Source organism: Providencia sp. PROV261 (assembly GCF_028477945.1).
GTDB classification, from domain to species: domain Bacteria; phylum Pseudomonadota; class Gammaproteobacteria; order Enterobacterales; family Enterobacteriaceae; genus Providencia; species Providencia stuartii.
Genome location: NZ_JAMPMC010000003.1, coordinates 217,870 through 244,746, shown reverse-complemented (window position 1 = coordinate 244,746; position 26,877 = coordinate 217,870). Strand labels below are relative to the sequence as shown.

25 protein-coding genes and 3 tRNA genes are annotated in these 26,877 nt (G+C 42.4%); 20 read left to right on the top strand and 8 right to left on the bottom strand.

The genetic code is table 11. From position 1 onward, the window contains the following. The first annotated feature begins 38 nt into the window (after window positions 1–38). The 6 genes from pal to phoC all read left to right on the top strand — a co-directional run bounded on the left by pal (window position 39) and on the right by phoC (window position 3,109). Window positions 39–536, top strand: a complete 498-nt coding sequence (pal, locus tag PR675_RS01600) for a peptidoglycan-associated lipoprotein Pal (RefSeq protein ID WP_014657760.1) — start codon at window positions 39–41, stop codon at window positions 534–536. 22 nt (window positions 537–558) lie between these two features. Continuing rightward, the gene (gene cpoB, locus PR675_RS01595) at window positions 559–1,326 is read left to right on the top strand and encodes a cell division protein CpoB (RefSeq protein ID WP_004917784.1); all 768 of its coding nucleotides are present in this window, start codon (window positions 559–561) and stop codon (window positions 1,324–1,326) included. Window positions 1,327–1,480: 154 nt separating this feature from the next. Beyond that, window positions 1,481–1,556 (top strand) — tRNA-Lys (locus tag PR675_RS01590). 157 nt (window positions 1,557–1,713) lie between these two features. Beyond that, window positions 1,714–1,789: transfer RNA gene (locus tag PR675_RS01585), tRNA-Lys, on the top strand. A gap of 32 nt (window positions 1,790–1,821) precedes the next feature. Beyond that, window positions 1,822–1,897: transfer RNA gene (locus PR675_RS01580), tRNA-Lys, on the top strand. Window positions 1,898–2,362: 465 nt separating this feature from the next. After that, window positions 2,363–3,109, top strand: a complete 747-nt coding sequence (gene phoC, locus PR675_RS01575) for an acid phosphatase PhoC (protein WP_004917790.1) — start codon at window positions 2,363–2,365, stop codon at window positions 3,107–3,109. Window positions 3,110–3,189: 80 nt separating this feature from the next. On the opposite strand, the gene PR675_RS01570 is transcribed toward phoC, so the two are convergent. After that, window positions 3,190–4,065 carry an aminoglycoside 6-adenylyltransferase gene (locus PR675_RS01570; protein ID WP_004917792.1) on the bottom strand — a complete coding sequence of 292 codons (876 nt, stop codon included), beginning with the start codon at window positions 4,063–4,065 and terminating at the stop codon, window positions 3,190–3,192. Window positions 4,066–4,314: 249 nt separating this feature from the next. On the opposite strand from PR675_RS01570, the gene nadA reads away from it, so the two are divergent. The 4 genes from nadA (at window position 4,315) to PR675_RS01550 (ending at window position 8,809) form a co-directional block, all read left to right on the top strand. Then, complete coding sequence (gene nadA / locus PR675_RS01565; protein ID WP_272582654.1) at window positions 4,315–5,355, top strand: quinolinate synthase NadA; 1,041 nt, start codon at window positions 4,315–4,317, stop codon at window positions 5,353–5,355. 77 nt (window positions 5,356–5,432) lie between these two features. After that, window positions 5,433–6,149, top strand: coding sequence for a nicotinamide riboside transporter PnuC (gene pnuC / locus PR675_RS01560; RefSeq protein ID WP_004917797.1), 717 nt, complete (start codon window positions 5,433–5,435; stop codon window positions 6,147–6,149). Window positions 6,150–6,516: 367 nt separating this feature from the next. After that, window positions 6,517–7,572 (top strand): 3-deoxy-7-phosphoheptulonate synthase AroG, encoded by a 1,056-nt coding sequence (aroG, locus tag PR675_RS01555; protein WP_060560666.1) that lies wholly within the window; start codon window positions 6,517–6,519, stop codon window positions 7,570–7,572. Between the two features lie 550 nt (window positions 7,573–8,122). Continuing rightward, window positions 8,123–8,809 (top strand): outer membrane protein, encoded by a 687-nt coding sequence (locus tag PR675_RS01550; protein ID WP_004917800.1) that lies wholly within the window; start codon window positions 8,123–8,125, stop codon window positions 8,807–8,809. Window positions 8,810–8,892: 83 nt separating this feature from the next. On the opposite strand, the gene gpmA is transcribed toward PR675_RS01550, so the two are convergent. The 4 genes from gpmA to modE all read right to left on the bottom strand — a co-directional run bounded on the left by gpmA (window position 8,893) and on the right by modE (window position 13,303). Then, window positions 8,893–9,645 carry a 2,3-diphosphoglycerate-dependent phosphoglycerate mutase gene (gene gpmA, locus PR675_RS01545; protein ID WP_004917803.1) on the bottom strand — a complete coding sequence of 251 codons (753 nt, stop codon included), beginning with the start codon at window positions 9,643–9,645 and terminating at the stop codon, window positions 8,893–8,895. A gap of 171 nt (window positions 9,646–9,816) precedes the next feature. Beyond that, window positions 9,817–10,647, bottom strand: coding sequence for a CPBP family intramembrane glutamic endopeptidase (locus tag PR675_RS01540; RefSeq protein ID WP_014657763.1), 831 nt, complete (start codon window positions 10,645–10,647; stop codon window positions 9,817–9,819). Between the two features lie 212 nt (window positions 10,648–10,859). Then, window positions 10,860–12,344 (bottom strand): molybdate ABC transporter ATP-binding protein ModF, encoded by a 1,485-nt coding sequence (gene modF, locus PR675_RS01535; protein ID WP_053110327.1) that lies wholly within the window; start codon window positions 12,342–12,344, stop codon window positions 10,860–10,862. A gap of 167 nt (window positions 12,345–12,511) precedes the next feature. Then, window positions 12,512–13,303, bottom strand: a complete 792-nt coding sequence (gene modE / locus PR675_RS01530; protein WP_040132922.1) for a molybdenum-dependent transcriptional regulator — start codon at window positions 13,301–13,303, stop codon at window positions 12,512–12,514. Window positions 13,304–13,549: 246 nt separating this feature from the next. Here modE and PR675_RS01525 point away from each other — a divergent pair, with 246 nt between their 5' ends. From PR675_RS01525 to modC, 4 genes are all read left to right on the top strand, one after another. Then, entirely contained in the window at window positions 13,550–13,699 is a 150-nt protein-coding gene (locus PR675_RS01525; protein ID WP_014657766.1) for an AcrZ family multidrug efflux pump-associated protein, read from the top strand. 236 nt (window positions 13,700–13,935) lie between these two features. Then, window positions 13,936–14,706, top strand: coding sequence for a molybdate ABC transporter substrate-binding protein (gene modA / locus PR675_RS01520; protein ID WP_060560667.1), 771 nt, complete (start codon window positions 13,936–13,938; stop codon window positions 14,704–14,706). Window positions 14,707–14,724: 18 nt separating this feature from the next. After that, window positions 14,725–15,414 carry a molybdate ABC transporter permease subunit gene (gene modB, locus PR675_RS01515; RefSeq protein ID WP_004917815.1) on the top strand — a complete coding sequence of 230 codons (690 nt, stop codon included), beginning with the start codon at window positions 14,725–14,727 and terminating at the stop codon, window positions 15,412–15,414. A 1-nt stretch (window position 15,415) separates the two neighbouring features. Further along, window positions 15,416–16,489 (top strand): molybdenum ABC transporter ATP-binding protein ModC, encoded by a 1,074-nt coding sequence (gene modC / locus PR675_RS01510; protein ID WP_004917817.1) that lies wholly within the window; start codon window positions 15,416–15,418, stop codon window positions 16,487–16,489. A gap of 104 nt (window positions 16,490–16,593) precedes the next feature. On the opposite strand, the gene PR675_RS01505 is transcribed toward modC, so the two are convergent. After that, on the bottom strand, window positions 16,594–17,412 hold the full coding sequence (locus PR675_RS01505) for a pyridoxal phosphatase (RefSeq protein WP_004917819.1): 819 nt from the start codon (window positions 17,410–17,412) through the stop codon (window positions 16,594–16,596). A gap of 335 nt (window positions 17,413–17,747) precedes the next feature. Here PR675_RS01505 and pgl point away from each other — a divergent pair, with 335 nt between their 5' ends. Continuing rightward, the gene (gene pgl, locus PR675_RS01500) at window positions 17,748–18,734 is read left to right on the top strand and encodes a 6-phosphogluconolactonase (protein ID WP_004917821.1); all 987 of its coding nucleotides are present in this window, start codon (window positions 17,748–17,750) and stop codon (window positions 18,732–18,734) included. A gap of 39 nt (window positions 18,735–18,773) precedes the next feature. Here pgl and bioA read toward each other — a convergent pair whose 3' ends face one another. Next, on the bottom strand, window positions 18,774–20,045 hold the full coding sequence (gene bioA, locus PR675_RS01495) for an adenosylmethionine--8-amino-7-oxononanoate transaminase (protein ID WP_060560668.1): 1,272 nt from the start codon (window positions 20,043–20,045) through the stop codon (window positions 18,774–18,776). A 93-nt stretch (window positions 20,046–20,138) separates the two neighbouring features. Here bioA and bioB point away from each other — a divergent pair, with 93 nt between their 5' ends. Genes bioB through bioD form a run of 4 tightly spaced genes read left to right on the top strand, consistent with a single transcriptional unit; the run spans window position 20,139 to window position 23,754 of the window. Beyond that, window positions 20,139–21,176 carry a biotin synthase BioB gene (gene bioB / locus PR675_RS01490; RefSeq protein WP_004917825.1) on the top strand — a complete coding sequence of 346 codons (1,038 nt, stop codon included), beginning with the start codon at window positions 20,139–20,141 and terminating at the stop codon, window positions 21,174–21,176. Continuing rightward, on the top strand, window positions 21,176–22,330 hold the full coding sequence (bioF, locus tag PR675_RS01485; RefSeq protein WP_053110325.1) for an 8-amino-7-oxononanoate synthase: 1,155 nt from the start codon (window positions 21,176–21,178) through the stop codon (window positions 22,328–22,330). Before bioB ends, bioF begins: the two co-directional genes overlap by 1 nt. Further along, window positions 22,311–23,087 carry a malonyl-ACP O-methyltransferase BioC gene (gene bioC, locus PR675_RS01480; protein ID WP_072021678.1) on the top strand — a complete coding sequence of 259 codons (777 nt, stop codon included), beginning with the start codon at window positions 22,311–22,313 and terminating at the stop codon, window positions 23,085–23,087. Before bioF ends, bioC begins: the two co-directional genes overlap by 20 nt. After that, the gene (gene bioD / locus PR675_RS01475) at window positions 23,080–23,754 is read left to right on the top strand and encodes a dethiobiotin synthase (protein WP_060560669.1); all 675 of its coding nucleotides are present in this window, start codon (window positions 23,080–23,082) and stop codon (window positions 23,752–23,754) included. Before bioC ends, bioD begins: the two co-directional genes overlap by 8 nt. Before the next feature lie 100 nt (window positions 23,755–23,854). Here bioD and PR675_RS01470 read toward each other — a convergent pair whose 3' ends face one another. Further along, entirely contained in the window at window positions 23,855–23,974 is a 120-nt protein-coding gene (locus PR675_RS01470) for a contact-dependent growth inhibition system immunity protein (RefSeq protein ID WP_080728275.1), read from the bottom strand. Window positions 23,975–24,834: 860 nt separating this feature from the next. Between PR675_RS01470 and uvrB the strand changes: the two genes are divergently transcribed. Then, a complete protein-coding gene (gene uvrB / locus PR675_RS01465) occupies window positions 24,835–26,853 on the top strand; it encodes an excinuclease ABC subunit UvrB (RefSeq protein WP_004917833.1) in 2,019 nt (672 codons plus the stop codon). Window positions 26,854–26,877: the final 24 nt, after the last annotated feature.

The following is a 26,877-nucleotide window of genomic DNA, read 5'->3' as shown; positions in this document are numbered from 1 at the left end:
TAATAATAATGTGTGGCAAACTATTAAGGATCAAAACGATGCAACTGAATAAAGTGCTTAAAGGGCTGATGATCGCATTACCAATCATGGCTGTCGCAGCTTGTAGCTCTAACAAAAACAATGACCAAAATGGCGCGGATTCTTCAATGAACCAAACTAACAGCGGTCTGTCTGCGGAAGAGCTGGCACGTCAGCAAATGCAAGAACTGCAAAATAACAATATCGTTTACTTCGGTTTCGATAAATACAACGTATCTCCAGAATACGCTGATATGTTAGATGCTCATGCAGCTTTCCTACGTAACAACCCATCTGTTAAAGTTGTTGTTGAAGGTCATGCGGATGAGCGTGGTACTCCTGAGTACAACATCGCACTGGGTGAACGTCGTGCTAATGCAGTTAAAATGTACCTGCAAAGCAAAGGTGTAGCGGGTGATCAAGTTTCTCTGGTTTCTTACGGTAAAGAAAAACCAGCTGTGTTAGGTCACACAGAAGCTGATTACGCTAAAAACCGTCGTGCAGTTATTGCATACTAATCGATAAGCGAAATTATCTCTTATGAACAGTAACTTCAGACATTTATTTGTAGGTCTGTCGTTATTGGTTGGCGTAGCGGCCCCTTGGGCCGCTATTGCCCAAGCGCCAATCATTAATGTCGGATCCGGTTCATCCGGTGATCGTCTTACTCAGCTTGAGACGGCAGTTAACTCTCAAGGCCAGATCTTATATCAAATCCAGCAACAGATTGCTGACAACCAACGCGATATCGATACATTGCGTGGTCAGATTCAGGAAAATCAATATAAACTGAATCAAATTGTTGAGCGCCAAAAAGATTTGTATATGCAATTAGGTCAGGTGAGTGGCGGTACTACAGAATCATCAAATTCATCGGCAGCAGCGGACTCCTCCACTTCAGCACCTGCACCAGAAGCTTCTGGTGGTGGCGAAAAGGAAGATTATAATGCTGCAGTTGCGCTTGCGATGAAAAGCAAATCTAAAGCGCAAATCGATGAGGCCATCGGTGCATTACAAAGCTTTATTAAAAGCTATCCCAAATCCAGCTATCAATCTAATGCTAACTATTGGTTAGGGCAACTTAACTATAATAAAGGTAGCAAAGATGATGCGGCATTCTACTTTGCAACTGTTGTGAAAGAATATCCTAAATCCCAAAAAAGCAGTGAGGCCCTGTATAAAGTCGGCCTGATCATGCAAGACAAAGGGCAGAAGGATAAAGCAAAAGCGGTTTATCAACAGGTGCTGAAACAGTATCCGAATAGCGCTGGTGCTAAACTTGCAGAGAAAAAGCTTAGCTCACTTTAATGATTAACCCCGAAGAAGTAATTACCGAATATTTCGGGGTTAACCGTATGATAAGTGTGCATTCAATCGTTTTTTTCAAAAAAATCATTGCACCATCGTCAGAAATGAGTAATATAAGCCGCCGTTGACGCAAGAATAAGTTGTTAAGTTTAATGGGTCGTTAGCTCAGTCGGTAGAGCAGTTGACTTTTAATCAATTGGTCGCAGGTTCGAATCCTGCACGACCCACCATTAACAGCCTCTATTTCGTTATGTGCTTTAAGATGTGTGAGTTAATTTAGTCGGTAGAACAAGAGCTCATTGAACGCTTGTTCGTATTAGGCCTCAAACACAATGAGTCACCCTGCACGACCGCCATCTTAAAATAAAAAAATCAGTTATATCAGATGGGTCGTTAGCTCAGTCGGTAGAGCAGTTGACTTTTAATCAATTGGTCGCAGGTTCGAATCCTGCACGACCCACCATCTTAAGATAACAAAATCCAGTCATATTAGATGGGTCGTTAGCTCAGTCGGTAGAGCAGTTGACTTTTAATCAATTGGTCGCAGGTTCGAATCCTGCACGACCCACCATCTATAGAAATGCCATTATCTTCAAATCCTTCCATTTTCTAGCGTAGTTAAATAGTGTTATTCAATCTAAAAGCCCATCAAGCAAAATAGCGCTATATTGGCCACAATGGCTCGTATGTGTCGATGATTTCCAGAAATGCGCCTGTATCCTCTCCTAATCGATTAATTATACCAGTATTAGGGTAAGGGGCGGCATTGGGAATGGACACGTGTAGACGCCGATTTTCAAACCTCTTCGTATGAGTAAGTCGATATTTAGTCGCGATCTTGTGGCTATCATCACCTAACTCTTGAGCAAAAACCATTCAGCCTGAGTTATTGTGTGGGTATTGACTTCTTTTTTTGAGAACTTACGCAAGGTATTACTGACCTACTTGGACTAGTCTAAATAAAACATCAATAACTGATCACCTTGTAAAATATAAATTATTTTATCTATGGCAAAGACTAGGAAAGGACTAGCGGATGAAAAAACTATTAGCAGTATTCTGCGCAGGGGCTTTTGTTTCAACCAGTGTATTTGCGGCGATCCCTCCCGGCAATGATGTGACAACTAAACCCGATCTTTATTATTTAAAAAACTCACAGGCTATTGATAGTTTAGCGTTATTGCCGCCACCACCTGAAGTGGGCAGTATCTTATTTTTAAACGACCAAGCGATGTATGAAAAAGGCCGTTTATTGCGAAATACTGAGCGTGGAGAACAAGCCGCTAAGGATGCTGATCTGGCTGCGGGCGGTGTTGCGAACGCATTTTCTGAAGCTTTTGGTTATCCCATTACCGAAAAGGATGCGCCTGAAATTCATAAATTGCTGACGAATATGATTGAAGATGCGGGGGATTTAGCAACTCGCTCAGCCAAAGAGAAATACATGCGCATTCGTCCATTTGCGTTCTACGGTGTTGCTACCTGTAACACGAAAGATCAGGACAAATTATCTAAGAATGGCTCTTATCCTTCCGGACACACCGCAATTGGCTGGGCATCTGCACTCGTATTGTCAGAAATTAACCCAGAAAACCAAGATAAAATTTTAAAACGTGGTTATGAACTTGGCCAAAGCCGAGTCATCTGTGGTTACCATTGGCAAAGTGATGTTGATGCAGCTCGTATCGTTGCATCGGGTGCGGTAGCAACTTTACACTCCAACCCTGAATTCCAAAAACAGTTACAAAAAGCCAAAGACGAATTTGCTAAACTGAAAAAATAGCTTTACTTAAAAACGATACCGCCCCATCAGCAACAACGAGAGGGGCGGTTTTTTATTGTGTTTTATATGGTAAAATCGCGTCAGATCCCTTCAGGCAATAAACTGTTATCTTGCAACATGCCAACTACCAGTGTTTGCATGCGCTGGCCAAGAGTGTGGTCGATGGTATAATTGAGCTGCTGGGCGACTTCCACCGTGATTTCATCAAAGCATTTCATCAACAGATGTAAGCTGTATGCAGCTTGTTGCGCATTACGGTAATCAAACAAGGTTTCCATTGCTTGGATAATGTGCTCTGGCATCCATTGTTGATATGCTCTGCCGTGATACCAAACATCTTGCTGCCCTTTACTTTTGTTTGAGACATAGCACTCTAACATCGTCAGTAGGGCATTTTTCATATCAACGTCTCTTGACCAAGCGCTCCAGAGTTCATTACGCGAAAGGGCGATCGCAACTTGATGTGATTCATACCAAAATTCGTTCACAATAAACGTGAATTTGTTTTGACTGAGTTGCTTAGGCGGAAGTTGTACCTGATCACTGTCGGGAAGGTTATCCGTGATACCGCTTTTATCGAGTAAAATGGTGTAGCCACGGGCATAAGTATTATCAAGCCCATATTGCTTCATCTTTTGCAATCGACTTGGCTCAGCAAAGGTAAAATCAACTTTTCTTCCTTGCTCGTAAATCGCTAAACAAGTCGGGCATTCAGGCTCATTTTCACCACCATTTGTAAGATGTAGAGCCACTAGAGGCTGACCAAATTGATGTATCCATTGTTGGTCATGAAAAAGTGCTGTTACACCTGAACCGACTAATTCAATATCAATGTCTGAATAATGATCAATTTGTTGTTCTCTACCTCTTGAGCCAGTCAAAATGACGGCATCAATTCTAGGATCGAGCAAAGAAACGGAAATAATTTTATTGATTAAAGATGCAGGTGATTCCATAGCTAACCCATCGAATTTATTGATGTGGCTAAGATACCTGTAAAATGACTAAAATGCTAAAAAACTCGATAATTATCATGATTATTTAGTGAAATAGTGAGAAATCACGCCATCATCACCAAAAATCGAGAAGACTTCCTCAATGAATTGGGGTATCTTGTTTAGTATATAAAACAAAAATGTGGTTTTCGACCCATTTTATAGGCAATTTTAGATGTAAAATTGCATTATGCTAAACAGAGGCACAAGATGAGCGAGTTTATTGATTTTAACCAGTCGGTTTATCCGTTCCCTGCTAGACCTGCATTGCTAATCTCAGAAGAGAAAGCATTTTATCGTGAGCGCATCAAAGCGTTATTGCTGGAAAAAAATGCGGTGATAGTTGCACATTATTATACCGATCCTGAAATCCAAGCATTGGCTGAGGAAACAGGTGGATGTGTTGCTGACTCTCTGGAAATGGCTCGTTTTGGCGCCCGTCATAGTGCATCAACCCTGCTAGTCGCGGGGGTACGTTTTATGGGGGAAACCGCAAAAATCTTAAGCCCTGAAAAAACCGTTTTAATGCCAACATTAGATGCCGAATGTTCACTTGATTTAGGCTGCCCAGAGGCGGATTTTGCGCGTTTTTGCGATCAGCACCCTGATCGTACAGTGGTGGTTTATGCGAATACTTCTGCGGCGGTGAAAGCACGAGCAGATTGGGTGGTGACATCCAGTATTGCGGTAGAATTAATCGAGCATCTTGATAGCCTAGGCGAGAAAATTATTTGGGCGCCTGACCGCCATCTTGGCCGTTATGTTCAACAACAAACAGGGGCTGATATTTTGTGTTGGCAGGGCGCTTGTATTGTTCATGATGAATTTAAAACCCAGTCTCTGAGCAAAATGAAAGCGCTGTATCCAGAAGCGGCGGTGCTGGTTCACCCTGAGTCTCCTCAAGCTGTTGTCGAGCTTGCTGATGCTGTCGGCTCGACAAGCCAATTAATCAAAGCGGCGCAAACGTTGCCTCATCCATCAATGATAGTCGCGACCGATAAAGGCATTTTTTATAAAATGCAGCAAGCGTGCCCTGATAAGTCTTTGTATATCGCGCCGACCGCGGGGGAAGGTGCGACATGCCGTACTTGTGCCCATTGCCCTTGGATGGCGATGAATGGTTTAAAAGCAATAGCACAAGCCTTAGAGAGTCACGGGGAGCAACATCAAATTTATGTGAGCGAAGCGCTACGTCAAAAAGCGATGTTACCTTTAAATAGAATGCTAGATTTTGCAGAGAGTCTAAAATAAAAGAGCACTATTGTTTATATCGAGGCCACGCGGAATCATAATGTGGCATGACATAGGGTTGAGAGAAGGATTTTGGGATGGATTTCTTTAGCACAAGTAATGTATTAGTGAATATTCCTCTATGGGATAGTGTGTATGAATTGTCATACATCGAAGCAGTAGGAACAGTGGCTGGTTTGTTATGTATTTTGCTAGCTAGTCTTGAAAAAACCATTAATTACTTGTTTGGTTTAATCAATGTGACGCTGTTTGGGGTGATTTTTTTTCAAATCCAACTGTATGCTAATTTACTTTTACAGGTATTTTTCTTTATCGCCAATATTTATGGTTGGTATGCGTGGAGCCGAGTGGATAACCAGCAACAAACGGAACTGAAAATTCGTTGGTTAAGCCTGCCTAAGGCGACGATAACAGTGATCATCTCTTTATTTGTGATCATTTACCTAACATACAATATTGATTGGGTCTTTGGGGTATTGGCGGAATGGGCAATTAACATTTTGAATCTGTTTGGCGCTAACCTAACAATGCCTGTGTTAGAACCCGATGCATTTCCATTCTGGGATTCGACCATGACAGTATTATCTGTGGTTGCAATGATCCTGATGACGCGTAAGTACGTTGAAAATTGGCTTTTATGGGTGATCATCAACGTAATTAGTATTATCGTATTCTATAAGCAAGGGGTATATGCGATGTCATTAGAGTACCTCATTTTGCTGGGTATCGCGCTGAATGGTTCAAGGCTTTGGGTGAAATCGGCAAAACAAAACGGCTCTGTGCCCCTCTCATAAACCACGGTGACGAAAATTAACAATAAAACGGCTAAAGTAACATTATCGATGTTTTGCCGTTTTTATTGTTTTTTACTCTAAAATTCCCCCTAAATATGGGGCTATTGTGCTGTTTAATCGCCTTTAGCCTCATTTTATAATCTGAAAGCTTAAAACTAACTATTTCATACTAAGCTTGCCTGTTTACAGAAGGCGGCTGAACGGTTAGATTAAAATTTCGATACCTGTCGTCTTTCAAGTTGCAGCATTGTGAGTGGTAAGAGAATCTCTCTTCGCTTAAAAGTAAGTGTTTACCATCGGCCTGCTATTGGAATCCATAGGGTATGTAAATCATCTATATAAAAAAATAAACATTGGATTAACGGGTATGAATTATCAGAACGATGACGTCAGAATTAAACAAATAAAAGAATTATTGCCACCAATTGCGTTGTTGGAGAAGTTTCCAGCGACGGACAAAGCGGCGTTTACCGTTCATGAAGCACGTCTCGCCATCCATAATATACTGTCAGGCGAAGATGATCGCCTTGTGGTTGTGATTGGTCCTTGCTCTATTCATGATACTAAAGCTGCTCTGGAATATGCCGAGCGCCTTAATAAGTTACGAGAAGAACTCAAAGATTCGCTAGAAATTGTGATGCGTGTGTATTTTGAAAAACCGCGTACCACAGTAGGTTGGAAAGGGCTAATTAATGACCCTAATATGGACAATAGCTTTAATATCAATGAAGGGCTACGTATTGCCCGTGAACTATTGGTGAAAATTAATGACCAAGGCCTGCCGACCGCAGGTGAATTTCTCGATATGATCAGCCCTCAATATGTCGCTGACCTAATGAGCTGGGGGGCGATTGGTGCACGCACAACAGAATCGCAAGTACATCGTGAATTGGCTTCTGGTCTCTCTTGCCCAGTTGGCTTTAAAAATGGAACAGATGGCACGATTAAGATCGCTATTGATGCGATTAATTCAGCACGTTCACCGCATTGTTTCTTATCGGTCACCAAATGGGGGCATTCTGCAATCGTCAATACTAGCGGGAACCCAGATTGCCACATTATTTTACGTGGTGGTAAAGAGCCAAACTACAGTGCGGAACACGTTAAGGCGGTGCGCGAAGGGCTAGTGAATGCAGGTCTAACCCCCAGCATTATGATTGACTTTAGCCACGCAAACAGTAACAAGAAATTTGAAAAACAAATGATAGTTGCTGATGACGTCAGTGAGCAATTACGCCAAGGTGATCGCTCTATTACAGGTGTCATGATCGAAAGCCACCTTGTTGAAGGCAATCAAAGCCTAGAGTCAGGTGAGCCTCTGGTTTATGGGAAAAGTGTCACTGACGCATGTATCGGATGGGATGATACAGAAAAAGTATTGCGCCAATTGTCTGATGCGGTGATTGCTCGTCGCCAGAAGTAATCGATAGTATTTCATATAGGAAGCCAGAGTCTTGTTGCTCTGGCTTTTTTACGTTATTAGATAGGAGAGTCGTACTCTTTAGATTGGTAAACCGACAGGCAGCATACCACTCTCCTATTACTTATTATGAGATTAGAATCTCTAAAGCTATTGACCGATATGGTGTGGATAGCGATAGAGCAATCTAAACCTACTTTTTGGTTGTGTTGAGCTATTTTCGGATGAGTTCATGATGAACATAATCGCACTACCAAAAATAAAACGCCAAAATACCTTAAATCACGATCCGCTAAAAATACCTGTAAAAGGGGTTTTTGTGGCCTTTCTGCTCATGAATAAATAATGCAAGGAAAAATCAATATTTAAGATTTTTCTTGTCGAGCTATTCACTGTATTTACTCGTTATTATAGTTTATTTATTTTTATTATCTTAGTTTTATATTTTTTGTTTTCAGTAAAAATGAACAAATCATTCAAAAAACTTCTCTTTCTTTAATAGTCGCCAAAGTAAATAATCCCTTTTCGATATTATAACTAAAGGGAAATATTAATGAGGAAGTTACAACTTGCATCGTTAACATTTGCATTAATCAGCACGATGGGAAGTGCTTTTGCGTCAACTAACCAAGAGGGATATTACGGTTCCGCACGACTTTCTAAAGTGTGGCAAAAAGCGGATAGTATGGATACGAGTCTCCGCCCAGGGATTGGCCAGTTTGTTTCTGGTGATGATAAAGATGATTTCTACAATGCTTCTCTTGCAGCGGGTTATCAGTATGGTAATGGCTGGCGTACCGAAGGGGAGTATAGTTTTAATAAAAAAGCAGAGTACACCAGTGGCTCAACCGCTTTTTCAACCAGCTTTAATCATCACAAAACGGAATCGCAGCGTTTAATGCTGAATGTTTATCGTGATTATGATATCTACCAAGGGATTTCAGTGTATGGCACCGTGGGATTGGGTGTTGCAAAAGTGAAATCATCGGGATGGCAAGGTAATGCCGCACGTCAATATGGTAGCAATACTGACACTAACTTAGCGTACTCGATTGGCGCTGGTGTAAGTTACGAGCCTATTGATAAATTAAATTTTGACTTGGGATATCGTTATATTGATTTAGGGAAAATCGAAAGCGGTATGAATCGTTTTGCCAATGCGCGTGGCATACAGGATGAGCAGATGAAAGCGCACCTTAAGTCACAAGAGCTTGTGTTAGGCGTTAGATATCTATTTTAATTTTTAACGTATTATTATTCATTGGAATATGTCATACAAAAAGGGTTGGCGATTAGCCAACCCTTTACTTTATTTAACTTTAATTATTTTGCTTTGCCTTGGTTGGCAACCGCTGCTTGTTTTGCAGCGATTTCATCTTGGTTGCCAAGATAGTAATGTTTGATTGGTTTCATGTTTTCATCAAACTCATAAACCAGTGGCACTGCTGTTGGGATATTGAGGTTAAGAATTTCTTCTTCGCCCATGTTATCCAAGTATTTTACCAGCGCACGCAGTGAGTTACCGTGAGCTGCAATAATCACTTTTTCACCTGCCGCAACACGTGGTTTGATCTCTTGTTCCCAGTAAGGCACAACACGCTCAATGGTTGTTGCTAAGCTTTCTGTTACTGGCAGTTCCTCGCTAGACAGTTTTGCATAGCGTGGATCGTGGCCTGGGAAACGTTCGTCATCTTTTGTTAGCTCAGGTGGCGTGATGGCAAAACCACGGCGCCAGAGTTTAACTTGCTCATCACCATATTTAGCCGCAGTTTCTGATTTATCTAGACCTTGCAGTGCACCATAGTGACGCTCATTTAGTTTCCAGCTCTTTTCAACAGGCAGCCATTGCTGATCAACCTGATCAAGGATGTTCCATAAGGTATGGATAGCACGTTTCAGAACTGAGGTATAGGCGAAATCAAAGACAAAGCCTTCATCTTTCAGCAGTTGGCCTGCATTTTTTGCTTCTTCACGGCCTTTGTCTGACAGCTCAACATCAGTCCAGCCAGTGAAACGGTTCTCTTTGTTCCACTCGCTCTCACCGTGTCTTACCAAAACCAGTTTAGTTACAGCCATAGCTTAAACTCCTATCAGTACATTCAAATTAAAATGAATCATTGCTGACTTACATTATAGGGATAGTCAATCCGAACGCTAGTCACAACTGATGTTTTACCCAAACCAAATCAAAAAAGTGATAGTCAGTCGGTTATTTGGATAAAAATCGTACCTTAATCAGCTTGTTTTTTATCCAGCAACCATTTTGACTGGGTAAGTAAAAAATAACAGATGCAATAGATTTAACCCGAAGTGAAACGATACAGCAAGCCATAATTTGCCACTCCACATCCATGCTAGTCCATAAATAATTCCTGCAAGGGTCGCAAAAAGGATCAGCAACGGGCCTCCCGCGAAATGCACAGCCCCAAACACTAAGGCACACACGACTAATGCAAGATAAGGGGAGCCAAACCATTGAGTGAGGCGCTGCTGGAGATAGCCACGAAATAATGCTTCTTCGGCTAATGAGACAAATAATAAATTGCAAATAATGAATGCAGGTAACCAAGTCGGCAAATGCCACTCAAAACCTAGTCCTCCCGCAATGGCAGCAACAACCAATAACATAGGAACGGCAATGATCAGTAACCACCATTGCCAAGGTTTTGCTGTTTTGGGGGCTTGAGCTGAAAATAGGCTGGGGAGACAAAATAACAAAACAAAAGGAACCAAGGCCTTATCAAAGTTAAAGTACATGGTAAATGGTCTGCTTTGCTCGCCAACAATCACGCTATCGAGGTATTTGAGGTTATGAAATCCTGGGAAAAAATGAATCAATAGGCCTACAGCGCAGATAACAAGCGTGACCTCGCTAATAACTTTGACCCAGACATGATATTGAAAGCGCCAACCTATCACGCCAATGACAGTAATAGCGACAAATAAGAGAATTGCTTGCCAACTTAGTACACCCGTAAATAGTGCTATTGTTGTCGCAAGTAAGAGTAAAAATGTGGCAATAAATCGATGCGTTGCAAGTGTTGTGAGTGAAGCCGCCAAAATAAACCAACTGGCCATACGTTGTTCCTAAAATCTATTCGAATTATTTAAAGCGGCACAGTGTAATTGTTTTCAGTTATTTTCCGAGGAAAAAGCACAGCTATTGGTCTGGAATGATAAAAAATTAATATAAATAAACAGGTTATATAGCTGAGTATTAAGTGTGCGAACTAATCATTAGATTAATTTAGGTCGATAATCGAACATTATCGACCCCAATGATGGCGCGGTTAGACCGTTTGTTGCTCGACAGTTTCTATGTCATAACGATATTTGCCGTTATCAGGAACAAACTTCAATCGATGGGTAATGCAAGTTGGCGCATCTTCTTGATGGTGAGTAACAAAAAGAAGCTGAGTCGTGCCTTGGCTGAGCATTACATCAATAAAACGTAGGACTAATAAACGGTTTAAACCATCTAGCCCTTGAAGTGGCTCATCTAAAATCAAAACAGCCGGATGTTTGACTAAGGCGCGTGCGATAAGCACAAGTCGTTGCTGACCCCATGATAAGCTATGGAAAGGTTGTTGTGCTGTTTGTGAGGGAAAACCGAGTAGGGCTAGCCACTCATAAGCCAGTTGAATTTGGCGATCAGAAGGTGTCTGATATAAACCAATTGAGTCGTGGAACCCAGAGATGATCACATTAATCACGCTAGTCGCGACGCGGTACTCTTGATGAATGCTGTTACTAACATAACCAATATGGCGTTTGATATCCCAAATCGTCTCACCTGTGCCTCTGCGACGACCAAATAGCGTTAAATCATTACTATAGCCTTGAGGATGATCTCCGGTAATTAGGCTTAATAGCGTGGATTTCCCTGCACCGTTTTCGCCGATAATTTGCCAATGCTCACTGGGATTAACCTGCCAGTTCAAACCATGCAAAATCGGTTTGTCGTTATAGCTGACCACGCCGTTTTTCAAAATAACCCGTGGAATATCGCTAGGAAGTGGGGCTTCAGCCGTTGGATCTTCCATTTCAGGGATAGTGAGATGTTTTAAGCTTTCGCTATGTTGAAGCTGGGTGATTAACGTGTTAGCAAGTACTGACTCACGGCTGCCTGATAAAGTCAGTTTGCAGTCGGCTAATACGCCCATATTGTCAATAAAGTCGGGTAACTCATCAAATCGGTTCAGGATCAATACAATTGTTAACCCTTTTTCAGATAAGCTGCTAAGTAACTCGCTCAGATTATTTCGTGAATAGACATCAAGGCCATCAAAAGGCTCATCAAGCACTAATAAATCAGGTTCCCCCATAAGGGTTTGGCAGAGTAAAACTTTGCGTGTTTCCCCTGTTGACAGATATTTAAAGCGTCGAGAAAGCAGATCGTGAATGCCAAATTTTGTGGCCAGTTCAAGACAGTATTCATTGTCTCGGTGGTGGAGTTGGATAATTTCAGCGGCGGTATATCCGGTATCGTCTTCATCTTCACTAAGCAGATCCGTGTTATTACGCTGCCACTCTTCATTAATCATGTTTTGCAGTTGTTCGAAAGAGAGGCGTACGGGAGATACAAAGCTATTTTCCACAATACCTGAGAGTGGTTTTAGTTCCCCTGATAACGCTTTTGCAAGTGATGACTTACCACTACCATTGGCCCCAATAAACGCCCAACTTTCATGCTGATTAATGGCTAATTCAGGAATATCCAGTGTTTGTGTGTCACTGAGCTTAAAGCTGCTGTGACGAAGGGTGATTGCTTTCATGCCACTTCCTTATTTTTGTCATTATTTTTGTCGTTATTTACCTGTCACCTCAACAAATAATCATGATTACAGATAAAGTCAATCATTCACTGGAGAAAGGCGCACAAAAAACAAGCTTGCACTTATCTATTGGTGAGGAAATGGCGTATTTAGATAAGTGCACGTGGTTAGCATAGTGTGGCAATAATCACTTGATCGGCATTAAATAGCGCTGTGACATTATCGTTGAGCTGCAATTGTTGGCTATCGACTTCTTGGTTACTGAGGGTAGAGCATAGGCTCTCACCACCTAATAGGGTCACGATCACTTCGCTGTTTTCTTGACCACGTTCAAGTGCGGTTATCTTCCCAGCGAGTTGATTGTCAAATTCACTATTTTTTATTGGTTGCTTCGTCAATTTTATCCAAGGTGCTTTAATCAGAGCGAGTACTTCCTTACCTTCAGTAAGGCGTAGACGGTTGGCACTCTGTTCTGTAAGAGCGGCATTAATGATGGTTTTATTGTCGGACAATAACACTTGGACATGTTGTTGAACTTGGTTATGGTCACGAGCAATCAGAGTACCAAAAAACTGATTACGCGCGCTGGTTTGCAATGAAAAACGGGAAATCGCGGCTAGAAGACTATCAAGAGGTAATGTGTCTTCTTTGAGAACATCAAAGGCTTTTTGCTGAATTTGTGCCAGTAAGTCGTATAGCTGTAGCAGTCTTTCCCCATAGTGGGTCAATGTTGTGCCACCACCACCTTTACCGCCAGTGGCTCTATCCACTAAAATATCGTCAGCAAGCTGGTTCATTTCATTGATAGCATCCCAGGCGCTTTTATAGCTGATCCCAGCCAATTTAGCACCTTGGCTAATAGAGCCTGTTGCTTTGATTTGCTTGAGCAATGAAATTCGGCGAGGGTCTGCAAATAAACTCCCTTGTAGCTTTAGTGTCAGTAAGATTTCTGCTTGCATAAATATAACCCTTCCTATCAGATTGAATATACTCAAGTTGTACTTTGTATTAGTGAGAGTATATAAATAAACTGTCATCGCGACGCTTAATAAAAAAGCACGTTTAGTGTGTCGTTAGAAATAGAATTTGTCTACAATAGTGACAGCTATCCCGCTATTATATACGTTATTATTTAAATTCAGCTTTATTTTCCCTCGTCAGCGCATCAGTTGGCTGGTGGGCACAGTATCACTGAAGAGGCTTTAATGTTAGAAATTTTAAAAAGCATGGGCTTTGCCCTGTTGATGGTTCCCGTTGTGATGTTTTTGATTATGGGGCTAATTTACGGCCTCGGGGCTTTCTTTAATCTGCTATCTAAAGCTCACGTTCCGCACCATCATACAGAGAAGGAATAACCCTCCTCCCTATTTAAGTTCGCCTGTTTTTTAGTGGTATACTGAGAAACAGGCAACTCTATCTATTTGTCTTTGGTTGATACGCTTTTAAAGCAAGTCTCCCCTCACTTTTCTGCTTCTGGTATAAGTTTTGATGCAATTCATTGCGCTAGCACACTTTTCTGCACGCGATGACTTTAAGTTATCGTTATATCCTGTTATATATAGCGTGATAACTAATATTAGGGTGGACTGAAATGAAAAAAAATTTGATCACGTTGTTGGCGGGTGTCACGATGACACTTTCTATGGCAAGCCATACGGTTGCAGCAGAGAAAATAACTGTTTTTGCTGCCGCCTCTTTGACAAATGCGATGAATGAAATTTCTGAACAATATCAGAAAGAAAACAAAGTAGAAGTTGTCTCATCATATGCATCATCATCGACACTTGCTCGTCAAATTGAGCAAGGAGCGCCTGCAAATCTATTTATTTCTGCCGATCAGCAATGGATGAATTATGCTATTGATAAGCATTTGATGGTTGAAAACACGCGCTACACTTTATTAGGTAATGAGTTGGTATTGATCGCACCCAAAGATTCCAAAATTGAAAAGGTGGAGATCAATAAACAAACGGATTGGAAAAAGCTGCTTGATGGCGGCCGTCTGGCGGTAGGCGATCCGGAGCATGTTCCTGTTGGGATTTATGCGAAAGAAGCATTGAGCTATTTAGGGGCATGGGATACGGTCAATCCGTTATTAGCACGTACCAATAATGTGCGTAGTGGTATGGCCTTGGTTGAACGCGATGAAGCGCCTTTAGGGATAGTGTATGGCTCCGATGCCGTTGCTAGCCAAAAAGTCAAAGTCGTTGGTATTTTTCCAGCAGACTCGCACAAACCCGTTGAATATCCAATGGCTATTGTGAAAGACCAAGATAATCAAGCAACTCGTGACTTTTATGAATATTTGAAAACGTCAGCCGCTTCAGAAGTATTCAAACGTTACGGTTTCACCCCACGTTAAGGGATTTTAGTATTGCAGATGTTAAGTGCTTATGAATGGGAAGCCATCTACCTGAGCTTAAAAGTTTCAAGTGTGGCAGTCATGTTTAGTTTGCCACTAGGTATTTTGGTTGCATGGGTATTGGTGCGTTGTCATTTCCCCGGCAAAACACTGCTGGATAGTATTATCCATCTACCATTGGTGTTACCGCCAGTGGTAGTGGGGTATTTATTATTGATCAGTATGGGACGCCGCGGTTTTATTGGGGAATGGCTGTATAGCTGGTTTGGGTTTAGCTTTACGTTTAGCTGGCGCGGTGCCGCATTGGCCTCCGCCGTGGTGGCTTTTCCATTGATGGTGCGGGCGATCCGTTTAGCGCTCGAAGCCGTTGATCGTAAACTTGAGCAAGCGGCTCGAACATTAGGCGCGACGCCATTACGTGTCTTTTTTACGATAACTATCCCATTATCACTGCCCGGTATTATTGTGGGAACGGTATTAGCATTTGCACGCTCATTAGGGGAGTTTGGGGCGACTATCACCTTTGTATCGAATATTCCCGGAGAAACACAAACCATCCCACTTGCGATGTATACCTTAATTGAAACACCGGGGGCGGAAGTGGATGCAGCCCGCTTGTGTGTGATTGCTATTATCTTGGCATTAATTTCACTATTAGTTTCAGAATGGCTGACCCGTTGGGGCAAAAAGCGATTGGGGGTAGCCTGATATGTTAGAGCTGGATTTTTCACAGCAGCTTGGTGAGTTAGCGCTTGAAGTGAATACCTCGCTACCGACAGAGAGCATTACTGCCATATTTGGGTTATCTGGAGCAGGGAAGACCTCATTAATTAATGTGATAGGGGGGCTAACCAAGCCTAATCGAGGGCGTATTGTGCTCAATGGACGGACGCTGGTCGATATCGAAAAAGGCATCTGCTTGCCGCCCGAAAAGCGCCATATTGGCTATGTCTTCCAAGATGCACGGCTATTTCCCCATTATCGAGTCAAGAATAATTTACGTTATGGTATGGCTCCCGAAATGAAAGGGCGCTTCGATGAAATTGTGACGTTGTTAGGCATTGAAAAACTTCTAAATCGTTTTCCTATTACATTATCAGGTGGGGAAAAACAGCGTGTCGCTATTGGCCGCGCACTGTTAACCGCACCTGAAATTTTATTGATGGATGAGCCATTAGCTTCTCTTGATTTACCGCGTAAACGTGAGCTACTACCGTATTTAGAAAAACTGTCTCAAGATGTCAAAATCCCTATTTTATATGTCAGCCATAGCTTAGATGAGATTTTACGCCTTGCCGATAAAGTGATTGTGATGGCACAAGGTAAAGTTAAAGCTTTTGGAGCATTAGAGGAGGTGTGGGCAAGCAGTGCATTGCGTCCTTGGCTCCAACAAGAGACATTAAGTAGCGTGTTAAATGTGATATGTCATGGTCACCACCCTGACTATGAGATGACTGCGGTGATTGTGGGCAGTCAAAAATTATGGATCCCGCGTATTGATACAGAAAGAGGCGGGCAGTTGCGTTTACGCATTGATGCCTCTGATGTGTCTTTAGTATTAGAAAAGCCACAGGTCAGCAGTATCCGTAATATTTTATCAGCGGAAGTGGTTGAATGGATTGAAGATGGCGAGCAGGTGGATGTGAAGCTTGATTTAGGCGAACAGCATTATTTATGGGCGCGTATCACACGTTGGGCGCGTGACGAATTGTCTATTCGCAAAGGTCGTCGAGTTTATGCACAGGTTAAAAGTGTTTCATTAAGCCGCCATTACACATCATAACAGTACGTTAGCTGATATCTAAAGTCATGCCGCTTGAGTGAACAGCATAAAGTGGCAAAATGAGTTAATTAGGGGGCTTATTATTGGCCCCCTAATAGATAAAATTACAATACGTATTTATGGATCACTTCAGCGATACCCGGTTGGGTGTTATCACGTGTAACCAGTTTTGCTTGTTGTTTGATTTCATCGACCGCTTGGCCCATAGCAACACCTAGTCCAGCCGTTGTTAACATGCTTAAATCGTTAAAGTTATCACCAAAAGCAACCACATCATTCATGGTCATACCCTGTGATTCAACCCACTGTTTTAGTCGTTGGCCTTTGCTGTTTCCTTTGCGGCCGACGTCGACTTGATCAGCCCATGACCATTCACATTCCAAGCCAAAATCATCTTCAATACCGCGAACAACCTCTTTGAGCTGATCGATATTTTCTGAACTGACGGCAAATTTCCAAATAGATTGATAATCATGTAAGACATCAGCATAGTTTTCGACAAACTGAATATTAGGACGTTGAGCCACTGGCAGGGTTTCTGCCCAACTTAGCGTCCTTTTGATCCCTTCTGTCGGTGCGTTGTATAGCATGGCATCATCAACATACATTAAATGTTGAATATCAGTGCCACGCAGCCTTTCAATCATTTGTGTTGCTGATTCGAGTGTCATTGGGTCTGAAGAAAGAACTTTTTTACCTAAATAATCATAAAGATAAGTACCATTGCAGCAAATTGCAGGGGTATCAAGGTTAAGCTCTTGGTAGAAAGGATGAATGGCAACATGATGGCGCCCTGTCACAATCAACACTTTAACGCCTTGGCGACGAGCTTCATTTAATGCAGCAAGTGATTCGGGCAAAATTTTCTTTTGAGGATCAAGCAGTGTTCCATCAAGATCGAGCGCAATAACGCGGTATGACATAAACGGCTCCACGTGATTTGAGGTTACATATGCCTTAATGAGTGGCCATATGATGGTTTTTGTCGTTGTCAGCTAAACAGAAAGGGATCTGTTAGCCTGATAATAATCCAGTGCTAAAATAATTTTATCATCTTAGCGGATATTGCAGATTAACTAAAGTGGCGCAGAATGAATCGAGTCAGGTTATTGGTAATCTGTTGTTTTAATCATTTTGAGATAATTTAGTGGCGCGATGTATTGAAAAGAGGGGGATTGCTTGTTATTCGCTAGTCTATCCTGAGATTAACCGTCATAATGGAAGAAGATATTTTTATCATGAATCATAAGGAGACAGGATGAATCAGGTTGTCTATATTGCTAGCCCCGAAAGCCATCAGATCCACGTTTGGTCTATGAACGAAGCCGGTGAACTGACGTTATTACAGACGGTGACAACACCAGGCCAAGTACAGCCAATGGTATTAAGCCATGATAAAAAGCACCTTTATATTGGTGTCCGACCCAATTTTCGAGTAATCACTTATCAAATTGAAGATAAGGGCACTCTCAGACTAAAAGCTGAGACGGCAATTCCAAGTACACCGGTACATTTATCATTAGATAACACTGGTAAGTATTTGTTTGTGCCGTCATACCATCAACATAATTTGGCTGTCTTACCTATCAACCAAGAAGGTGTACCACAAACCGCGATCCAAGTGATCGAAGGGCTACGAAACCCACACTCTTCACATGTTGATGCTGACAATCAACAATTATGGGTGCCGTGTTTGGGGGAAGATCATATTCGCTTATTTGATCTGCATGACGATGGTCATTTAACCGAAGCTTCTGCTGATCAAATCAGTTCAGCAAAAGGCGCAGGCCCTCGCCACCTTGCATTCCATCCACAGCACAAAGTTATTTATTGTGTTAATGAGTTGGATTCAACCATTAACGTTTACCATAAATTTACTCGCTATCGCCAAGTTCAGCATATTAACGTATACCCAGAAGGTCGTGAAAGCCAACGTTGGGCGGCAGATATTCATATCACGCCTGATGGACGTCATCTGTATGCGAGTGAGCGTTCAGATAGCTATATTAGCCATTTCCGAGTATCTGATGATGGCCGCGAGTTGACCCTAGAAGGGATTTATCCAACAGAAGCTCAGCCTAGGGGCTTTAACCTTGATGCAACAGGGCGCTTCTTGATTTCTAGCGGGCAAAAATCTGACAGTATTTCTGTTTCAGAAATTGACCCGATTACAGGTAAACTCACCCAGATTGGTCGCTACCCAGTGGGCAAAGGCCCAATGTGGGTGACGGTATTAGCGCGTTAATTGCTAAACTAAGATCTCCTCAAAGCACTGAGGGGATCTTTACCCCTCAATCACGTTTCTCATTGCACTTGTCACTTTACTCAGTTGTTCCGGTGAAATAATGTAAGGTGGCATAACATAAATCAGCCGACCAAATGGCCTTACCCAAACCCCTTGTTCAACAAACTTTTTTTGTAATTCAGCGGTATTGACTGGCTGCTGCATCTCAATCACGCCAATCGCCCCTAAAACGCGCACCTGCTTGACGCTTGCGTGGGAGGACAAAGGTGCTAATTCAGCTAAGAGCTGCTGCTCAATCTTGGCGACAGTATGCTGCCATGGGCTTTCAAGCAATAATTTTAGGCTTGCGTTGGCGACGGCGCACGCTAATGGGTTCCCCATAAAGGTTGGCCCATGCATGAAACAGCCCGCTTCGCCATTACTAATCGTTTCGGCAACATGACGCGTTGTTAAGGTGGCTGATAGTGTCATATATCCCCCCGTGAGGGCTTTGCCTAAGCACATGATATCCGGTGAAATAGCCGCATGGTCACAAGCAAATAATTGGCCTGTGCGCCCAAATCCTGTCGCGATTTCATCGGCTATCAGTAATATGCCATAGTGATCACAAAGCTCACGAACGCCTTTTAGGTACTCGGGGTGATAAATACGCATTCCACCCGCACCTTGTACGATAGGTTCGAGTATAATTGCTGCAATTTCGCGATGTTTTGCTGCAAGTTCCTGCTTAATTGGTAATAAATCATCACTGTTCCATTCATCATGAAAACCACATTGTGGAGCCTCAACAAAAATATGAGGAGGTAGATAACCTTTGTATAGGCCATGCATTGAATTATCAGGATCACATACTGCCATCGCACCAAAAGTATCCCCATGATAACCATGGCGTAAAGTTAAAATACGTTGGCGCTTTTCCCCTCTTGCCTGCCAATACTGGAGTGCCATCTTTAGTGACACTTCCACAGCCACCGATCCTGAATCGGCAAGAAAAATACACTCTAAAGGCGTTGGAGTGATCTCAACGAGTTGACGGCACAAATTCACTGCGGAAGGGTGAGTGATGCCACCAAACATGACATGAGACATTTTTTGTAGCTGCTCAGTAGCAGCTCGATTGAGAACGGGATGATTGTAGCCGTGGATCGCCGCCCACCAAGAAGACATTCCATCAACAAGTGTTTTTCCATCAGCCATAATCAACTCTGCGCCTTTAGCCTCAACGATGGGATAGGCGGGGATCGGGTGGCTCATCGAGGTGTAGGGATGCCAGATATGCTTGGCATCGAATGCAATATCAGAACTGTCCATTTTACTTTGTTGTCAACTTATTTAAATGAATTTGGTTGACATGATAACCACAATATTTAAACTGGCAACGACTTTTTATGATGGAGATCTGCCGTGAGCGAATTAAAAAAGTGGACAACTAAACAGGCTAATGAATTGTTCTCTATGCCTTTCTTTGAGCTTTTGTTCCAAGCTCAGCAAGTTCATCGACAGCATTTTGACCCACAGCAAGTACAGGTCAGCACTTTGCTTTCAATCAAAACAGGGGCATGTCCAGAAGATTGCAAATATTGTGCACAAAGTGCTCGTTATAAAACCGGATTAGAAACTGAACGTTTAATGGAAGTTCAGCAAGTTCTTGAATCTGCAAAAAAAGCGAAGCAAGCAGGCTCAACGCGTTTTTGTATGGGAGCCGCTTGGCGTAATCCTCGTGAACGCGATATGCCTTATCTCGAAATGATGGTGCGAGAGGTGAAATCGCTAGGCATGGAAACCTGCATGACACTGGGAATGATTGACGATAGCCAAGCTCAGCGCCTTGCCGAAGCGGGGCTTGATTACTACAACCATAATCTTGATACCTCCCCTGAATACTATGGCAACATCATTACCACCAGAACTTATCAAGACCGCTTAGACACATTGGATAATGTACGTAATGCGGGTATCAAAGTGTGCTCTGGAGGGATTCTTGGTTTAGGGGAAAAAATCAGCGATCGAGCAGCACTGTTGGTTCAACTTGCGAATTTACCTAAACCGCCAGAAAGTGTACCGATCAATATGCTGATGAAAATGGAAGGCACCCCGATGGCGGATAATGAAGATGTCGATCCTTTTGATTTCATTCGAACTATTGCAGTAGCACGTATTATGATGCCGACCTCTTACGTCCGTTTATCGGCGGGTCGCGAATATATGAACGAGCAAACCCAAGCACTCTGTTTTATGGCAGGCGCTAATTCCGTATTTTATGGTTGTAAGCTGTTAACCGCTCCTAATCCGAATGAAAATAAAGATATCTCCTTGTTTAAAAAATTGAATATTAACCCAGAGCGTATTGAAGTGAGCGAAGGGGATAATCAACAAGCGGCACAATTAGCGGAGTCTATTTTGACAGCCGATAATTCACAGTTCTATAACGCGGCTGTCTAATGAGTTGGCAAACATTTATTCAAGCGCAACTCGAGCAGCGTAAACAAAATGCGGCTTGGCGTAAAAGAACCTGTATTGATTACAGCACAGGTCGTGAGTTGCGAATTAACGGGGAAAATTACCTGAATTTTTCAGGAAATGATTACTTAGGGTTAAGTCATCACCCCAAGGTCGTCGAGGCTTGGCAGCAAGGCGCCACATTATATGGCACCGGCAGTGGCGGTTCAGGGCACATTACTGGTTTTACTCGCGCCCATTATGATTTGGAAAACGCGCTATCTGCATGGTTGGGATATCCAAGGGCACTATTATTTATTTCTGGTTTTGCGGCGAATCAAGCGGTGATCACCGCTTTAATGGGGCAAGGGGATCGCATTTTAGCCGATAAACTTAGTCATGCTTCGATTTTAGAGGCATCAATGCTTTCAAAAGCTAATTTACGGCGATTTGCTCACAATAGCCCTGCATCATTACAAAAATTGCTCACCAGCACTTTAGATGTAAAGACACTCGTGATTAGTGAAGGGGTGTTTAGCATGGATGGTGACAGTGCGCCTTTAGCGGAATTAAAACAGCTCGCGGAACAACATCACGCTTGGTTAATGGTCGATGATGCCCATGGTATTGGCGTAAGAGGGCGAGAAGGGCGTGGTAGTTGTGATGTGCATGGTATTAAACCTGAATTACTGATTGTCACCTTCGGTAAAGCATTTGGTTTGAGTGGCGCTGCCGTTCTGTGTGATGAAGCAACCGCAGATTACTTTATTCAAGCGGCTCGCCACCTTATTTATAGTACCTCAATGCCACCAGCTCAGGCAGTTGCGCTATTAGCAGCGTTACAGCAGATCCGTACAGCCGATGATGCAAGGGAACGGCTTAATCAACATATTGAATATTTCAGAAAAAATAGTCAATTTAGTGATCTGCAATTAGCTGATTCACAGATGGCAATTCAACCCGTCATTGTGGGTGATAATGAGGTGAGCTTACAGCTTTCTGATTATTTACGACAAAAAGGGCTATGGGTACAAGCGATACGTCCACCGACTGTCCCACCAGGCAGTGCACGGCTACGCATTACCTTGAGTGCAGCTCATCACCAACAAGATATCGATCAACTGTTGGAGGCGTTAAATGGTTTTACCATTAAGTGATGAAAAACAAAAAATCGCTTCGGCTTTTGGTAAAGCAGCAAAACGCTATGATTCGATAGCTTATTATCAACAAAATAGTGGTCATCAACTGCTGGATTTATTAGCTTCAGCACGGGTCAATTTACCGGCTAAAAAAGTGATTGATGTTGGCTGTGGCACTGGTTTTTTCAGCCAAATAATTAAAGCACAAGGGGCTGAAGTGACCGCATTAGATTTATCGTCCGGCATGTTGGAGGTTGCACGTCAAAAAAATGCGGCTGAACAGTATATCTGTGCGGATATGGAAGCACTGCCTTTTGCCGATCAAACTTTTAATGTGGTTTTTTCTAATTTGGCTATCCAATGGTGCTCTGACTTATCACTGGCCCTAACTGAACTACATCGAGTGACTAAAAATGGTGGGGTGATTGTATTTACCACGCTTGCTAAAGGCTCTCTATCGGAGCTATCGCAAGCTTGGGCTAGGTTAGATGGCTATTCGCATGTGAATGAATTTTTAAGTTTTGAACAGATAAGCGCGAGTTGCCAACCATGGCAGCATCAATTGCTGCTTCAGACCGATACACTACATTTTTCGGATTTAGCTCGATTATTGAATTCATTGAAAGGCATTGGCGCGACCCATCTCACCGCAGGGCGACGTGGTGGATTGATGACAAGGCAGCGATTACATCTACTTGAGAGCGCTTATCCCACGTCAGCAAACGGTCTTGAGCTCACTTATCAAACTGTATTTGGAATAATTTATCGTGACTAAAACTTATTTTGTGACCGGCACTGATACTGAGGTCGGTAAAACAGTAGTCAGTTGCGCATTACTGCAAGCGGCTAAACAATTGGGTTATCAAACCGCGGGGTATAAACCGGTTGCTTCAGGCAGCGAACAAACAGCACAAGGGCTACGTAACAGTGATGCACTTTTTTTACAAACAAACAGCACATTGCCGTTAACTTACCAAGAAGTGAATCCAATTGTATTCGAAGCGCCAACATCTCCACATATTATTAGCGAAAAAGTTGGGCTGCCAATTGATTTTTCAGTGATGACAAACGGATTAAAACATTTGCAGTCAAAAGCGCAGTGGATGTTGGTTGAAGGTGCTGGCGGCTGGTATACGCCATTATCAGCACAACAAAGTTATGCAGATTGGGTGGTTGAGCAACAATTGCCAGTGATTATGGTGGTTGGCATCAAACTGGGTTGTATTAATCATGCCTTATTAACCGCACAAGCGATTAACCAAGCAGGGCTAAAATTGGTGGGGTGGGTGGCGAATGAAGTCGAACCGGCAGGAACCTATCAGGCCGAATATATAGAGACATTGCACCGTTCGATCAATGCGCCTTGCCTTGGTATCATTCCTCATCAAGATGCCGAACAATTTGCCGATGTAGGGCAGTATGTTGATGTGACAGCGATTTAATTTTTTAGTGGTTAATTGTCTATTTTATCAGAGAGCTTGTTTTTCAATATAAACACGCTCTCTGGTGTATTGAACGAAAACTCTTTTGTTGTGCAACGGCTCAGTCTAAACGTAACCCTGCGCCTATCTCTTCCGTTGAATTATCAAGCGATAAAATGACATGTCTTGATTCATCAAGTTCACGCCATCCTTCCCATTTTTCATGGCGACTTGGCTTAATTAGGGGCTTGTGTGTAAAGCCCCTATATTAAATTTTTATATTCTAAATAATTCAATATTCAGGTAGGTAAGAAACGGAGATAGGTAGGGAGTATCGATAACTATCAGACTCGTCTGGCTGAGCGCATTCAATAATCTTATATCCTGAAGTAGATGCTATAACTTGAGCGTTGTTAAACAGCAAAAATATCCTTTAACACCGAATGATAAGGACGATGGCGTAGTCATGGTACATTGGGTGTAATGTTTGGTTATTTATGATCGGAAAAGTGTGCCTATCTAGTGGATCTTACTAGATAATTTTTTATGTTCCTGTTTATTCTGTGTAAAAGGCTATTTTGGATCGTTAATCCGTCATTTTTGTCAACTCGGATCCGTTAAAAAAGAGTAAATACTGTTTTTATGATAAATTCTGAGTAAAAATATTTTCACTGAATTGCCATTTTTTTGTCATGTATATGCGCTATGTGGTTTTTAGAGTGGAACGGAAACGCACTATCTGAAAGGGATTGCAGAGTTATCCACTATTTCTGTGGATAACCTTGTGAATTAGATCTAAAAAAACAACCGAATCCAAGGTGACAAGCGGCTTTGCCTTTATTTGATGTGATTTCAGACTTATAAATAATAATTTTAAAATACAATAAGTTAAATAAAATCAAGACATGGGTTGTTATTTGAGATAAGACTAGAAGTCGCATCAGCATAAAATATATAAATCACTTTAGGTCAAGAAAAATTTTTGGGGATAACCTTGTTTTAACCACAATAAAAAATTGCTGGAGAATTTTTAAACTCAGCACTTGAAGCTGGTTTTTTATCCAGTATCATAGGGGGGAGATCGGTTAAGAGGCGTGGGTAATGAGTAAAGTATTTAAATTGTATTCTGATTTTCAGCCTGGTGGGGATCAACCCGAGGCAATTCGTCAGCTTTCTGAAGGGTTAGAAGATGGACTTGCTCATCAAACCTTACTCGGGGTAACAGGCTCAGGTAAAACCTTTACGATTGCCAATGTCATCGCCAAAGAAAATCGCCCAACCATGTTAATGGCACACAATAAGACGTTGGCAGCACAATTGTACAGTGAGATGAAAGCCTTCTTCCCTGACAATGCCGTTGAATACTTTGTCTCTTATTATGATTATTATCAGCCAGAAGCCTATGTGCCTAGTTCAGATACCTTTATCGAAAAAGATGCGTCTGTTAACGAGCATATTGAGCAAATGCGTCTGTCAGCGACAAAAGCACTACTTGAACGGCGTGATGTGATAGTTGTGGCTTCTGTTTCGGCTATTTATGGTCTTGGTGATCCTGATAGCTATTTAAAAATGATGCTGCATTTGACCGATGGGATGATTATCGATCAGCGGGCTATTTTGCGGCGCTTAGCCGATCTGCAATATACACGTAACGACCAAGCTTTTACCCGAGGTACGTTCCGCGTACGGGGCGAGGTGATTGATATTTTCCCCGCAGAATCAGATGAATATGCGTTACGTGTCGAATTATTTGATGAAGAAGTGGAACGGTTGTCTTTGTTCGACCCATTAACGGGGCAAATTCAGCATCGTGTTCCTCGCTTTACAGTTTATCCGAAAACCCACTATGTGACGCCGAGAGAGCGGATCTTAGAAGCGATGGAACAAATTAAGGTTGAACTGGCGGATAGGCGTAAGGTGCTCCTCGAAAATAATAAATTGCTAGAAGAACAACGTATCACCCAACGTACTCAATTTGATCTCGAAATGATGAATGAGCTGGGTTATTGCTCAGGTATTGAGAACTATTCACGTTATTTGTCTGGTCGCGCGCCAGGAGAGCCGCCACCGACGCTGTTTGATTACCTACCTGCTGATGGTTTATTGGTGGTGGATGAGTCGCACGTTACTATCCCGCAGATCGGAGCGATGTATAAAGGTGACCGCTCTCGTAAAGAAACACTGGTAGAGTATGGATTCCGTTTACCGTCTGCGCTTGATAATCGACCATTACGTTTTGAAGAGTTTGAGGCGCTTGCGCCACAAACTATCTATGTTTCCGCGACGCCGGGTAATTATGAAATAGAAAAATCAGGTTCAGAGGTGATAGAGCAGGTTGTGCGACCAACAGGCTTGCTAGATCCTGTGATTGAAGTGCGGCCTGTTGCCACTCAGGTTGATGATTTGCTTTCTGAAATTCGTATTCGTTCGCAGAAAAACGAGCGTGTGTTGGTGACAACGTTAACAAAACGAATGGCAGAAGATTTAACGGAATACCTTGAAGAGCATGGTGAACGGGTTCGTTATTTACACTCTGATATTGATACGGTAGAACGGGTTGAAATCATTCGTGACCTACGTTTAGGTGAGTTTGATGTGCTGGTGGGGATCAACTTGCTGAGAGAGGGTCTCGATATGCCAGAAGTGTCATTGGTGGCTATTCTCGATGCCGATAAAGAAGGCTTTTTACGCTCTGAACGTTCACTCATTCAGACAATTGGTCGTGCGGCGCGTAACCTTAATGGTAAAGCAATTTTATATGGCGATAGAATCACCAATTCAATGGAAAAGGCCATCAAAGAAACGGAACGCCGCCGTGCTAAGCAGATAGCCTTTAATGAGCAACACGGTATTGTGCCGCAAGGCCTGAACAAAAAAATTGGCGATATCTTGCAAATTGGTCACAAAGTGGGTGGCAAATCGAAAGGTCGCAATAAAGAGAGTGCCAAAATCGATAAACGTGAAGATATCCAATTATTATCAACAAAAGAGTTGGAGCAACGTATTTCGCAACTTGAAGCGCAGATGTATAAACACGCTCAGGATTTAGAGTTTGAAGCGGCGGCAAATGTAAGGGATCAATTGCAAGAGCTAAGGGAGCGTTTTATTGCTAATTCATGATGCTACAAAGGTTAACGGCTCTGT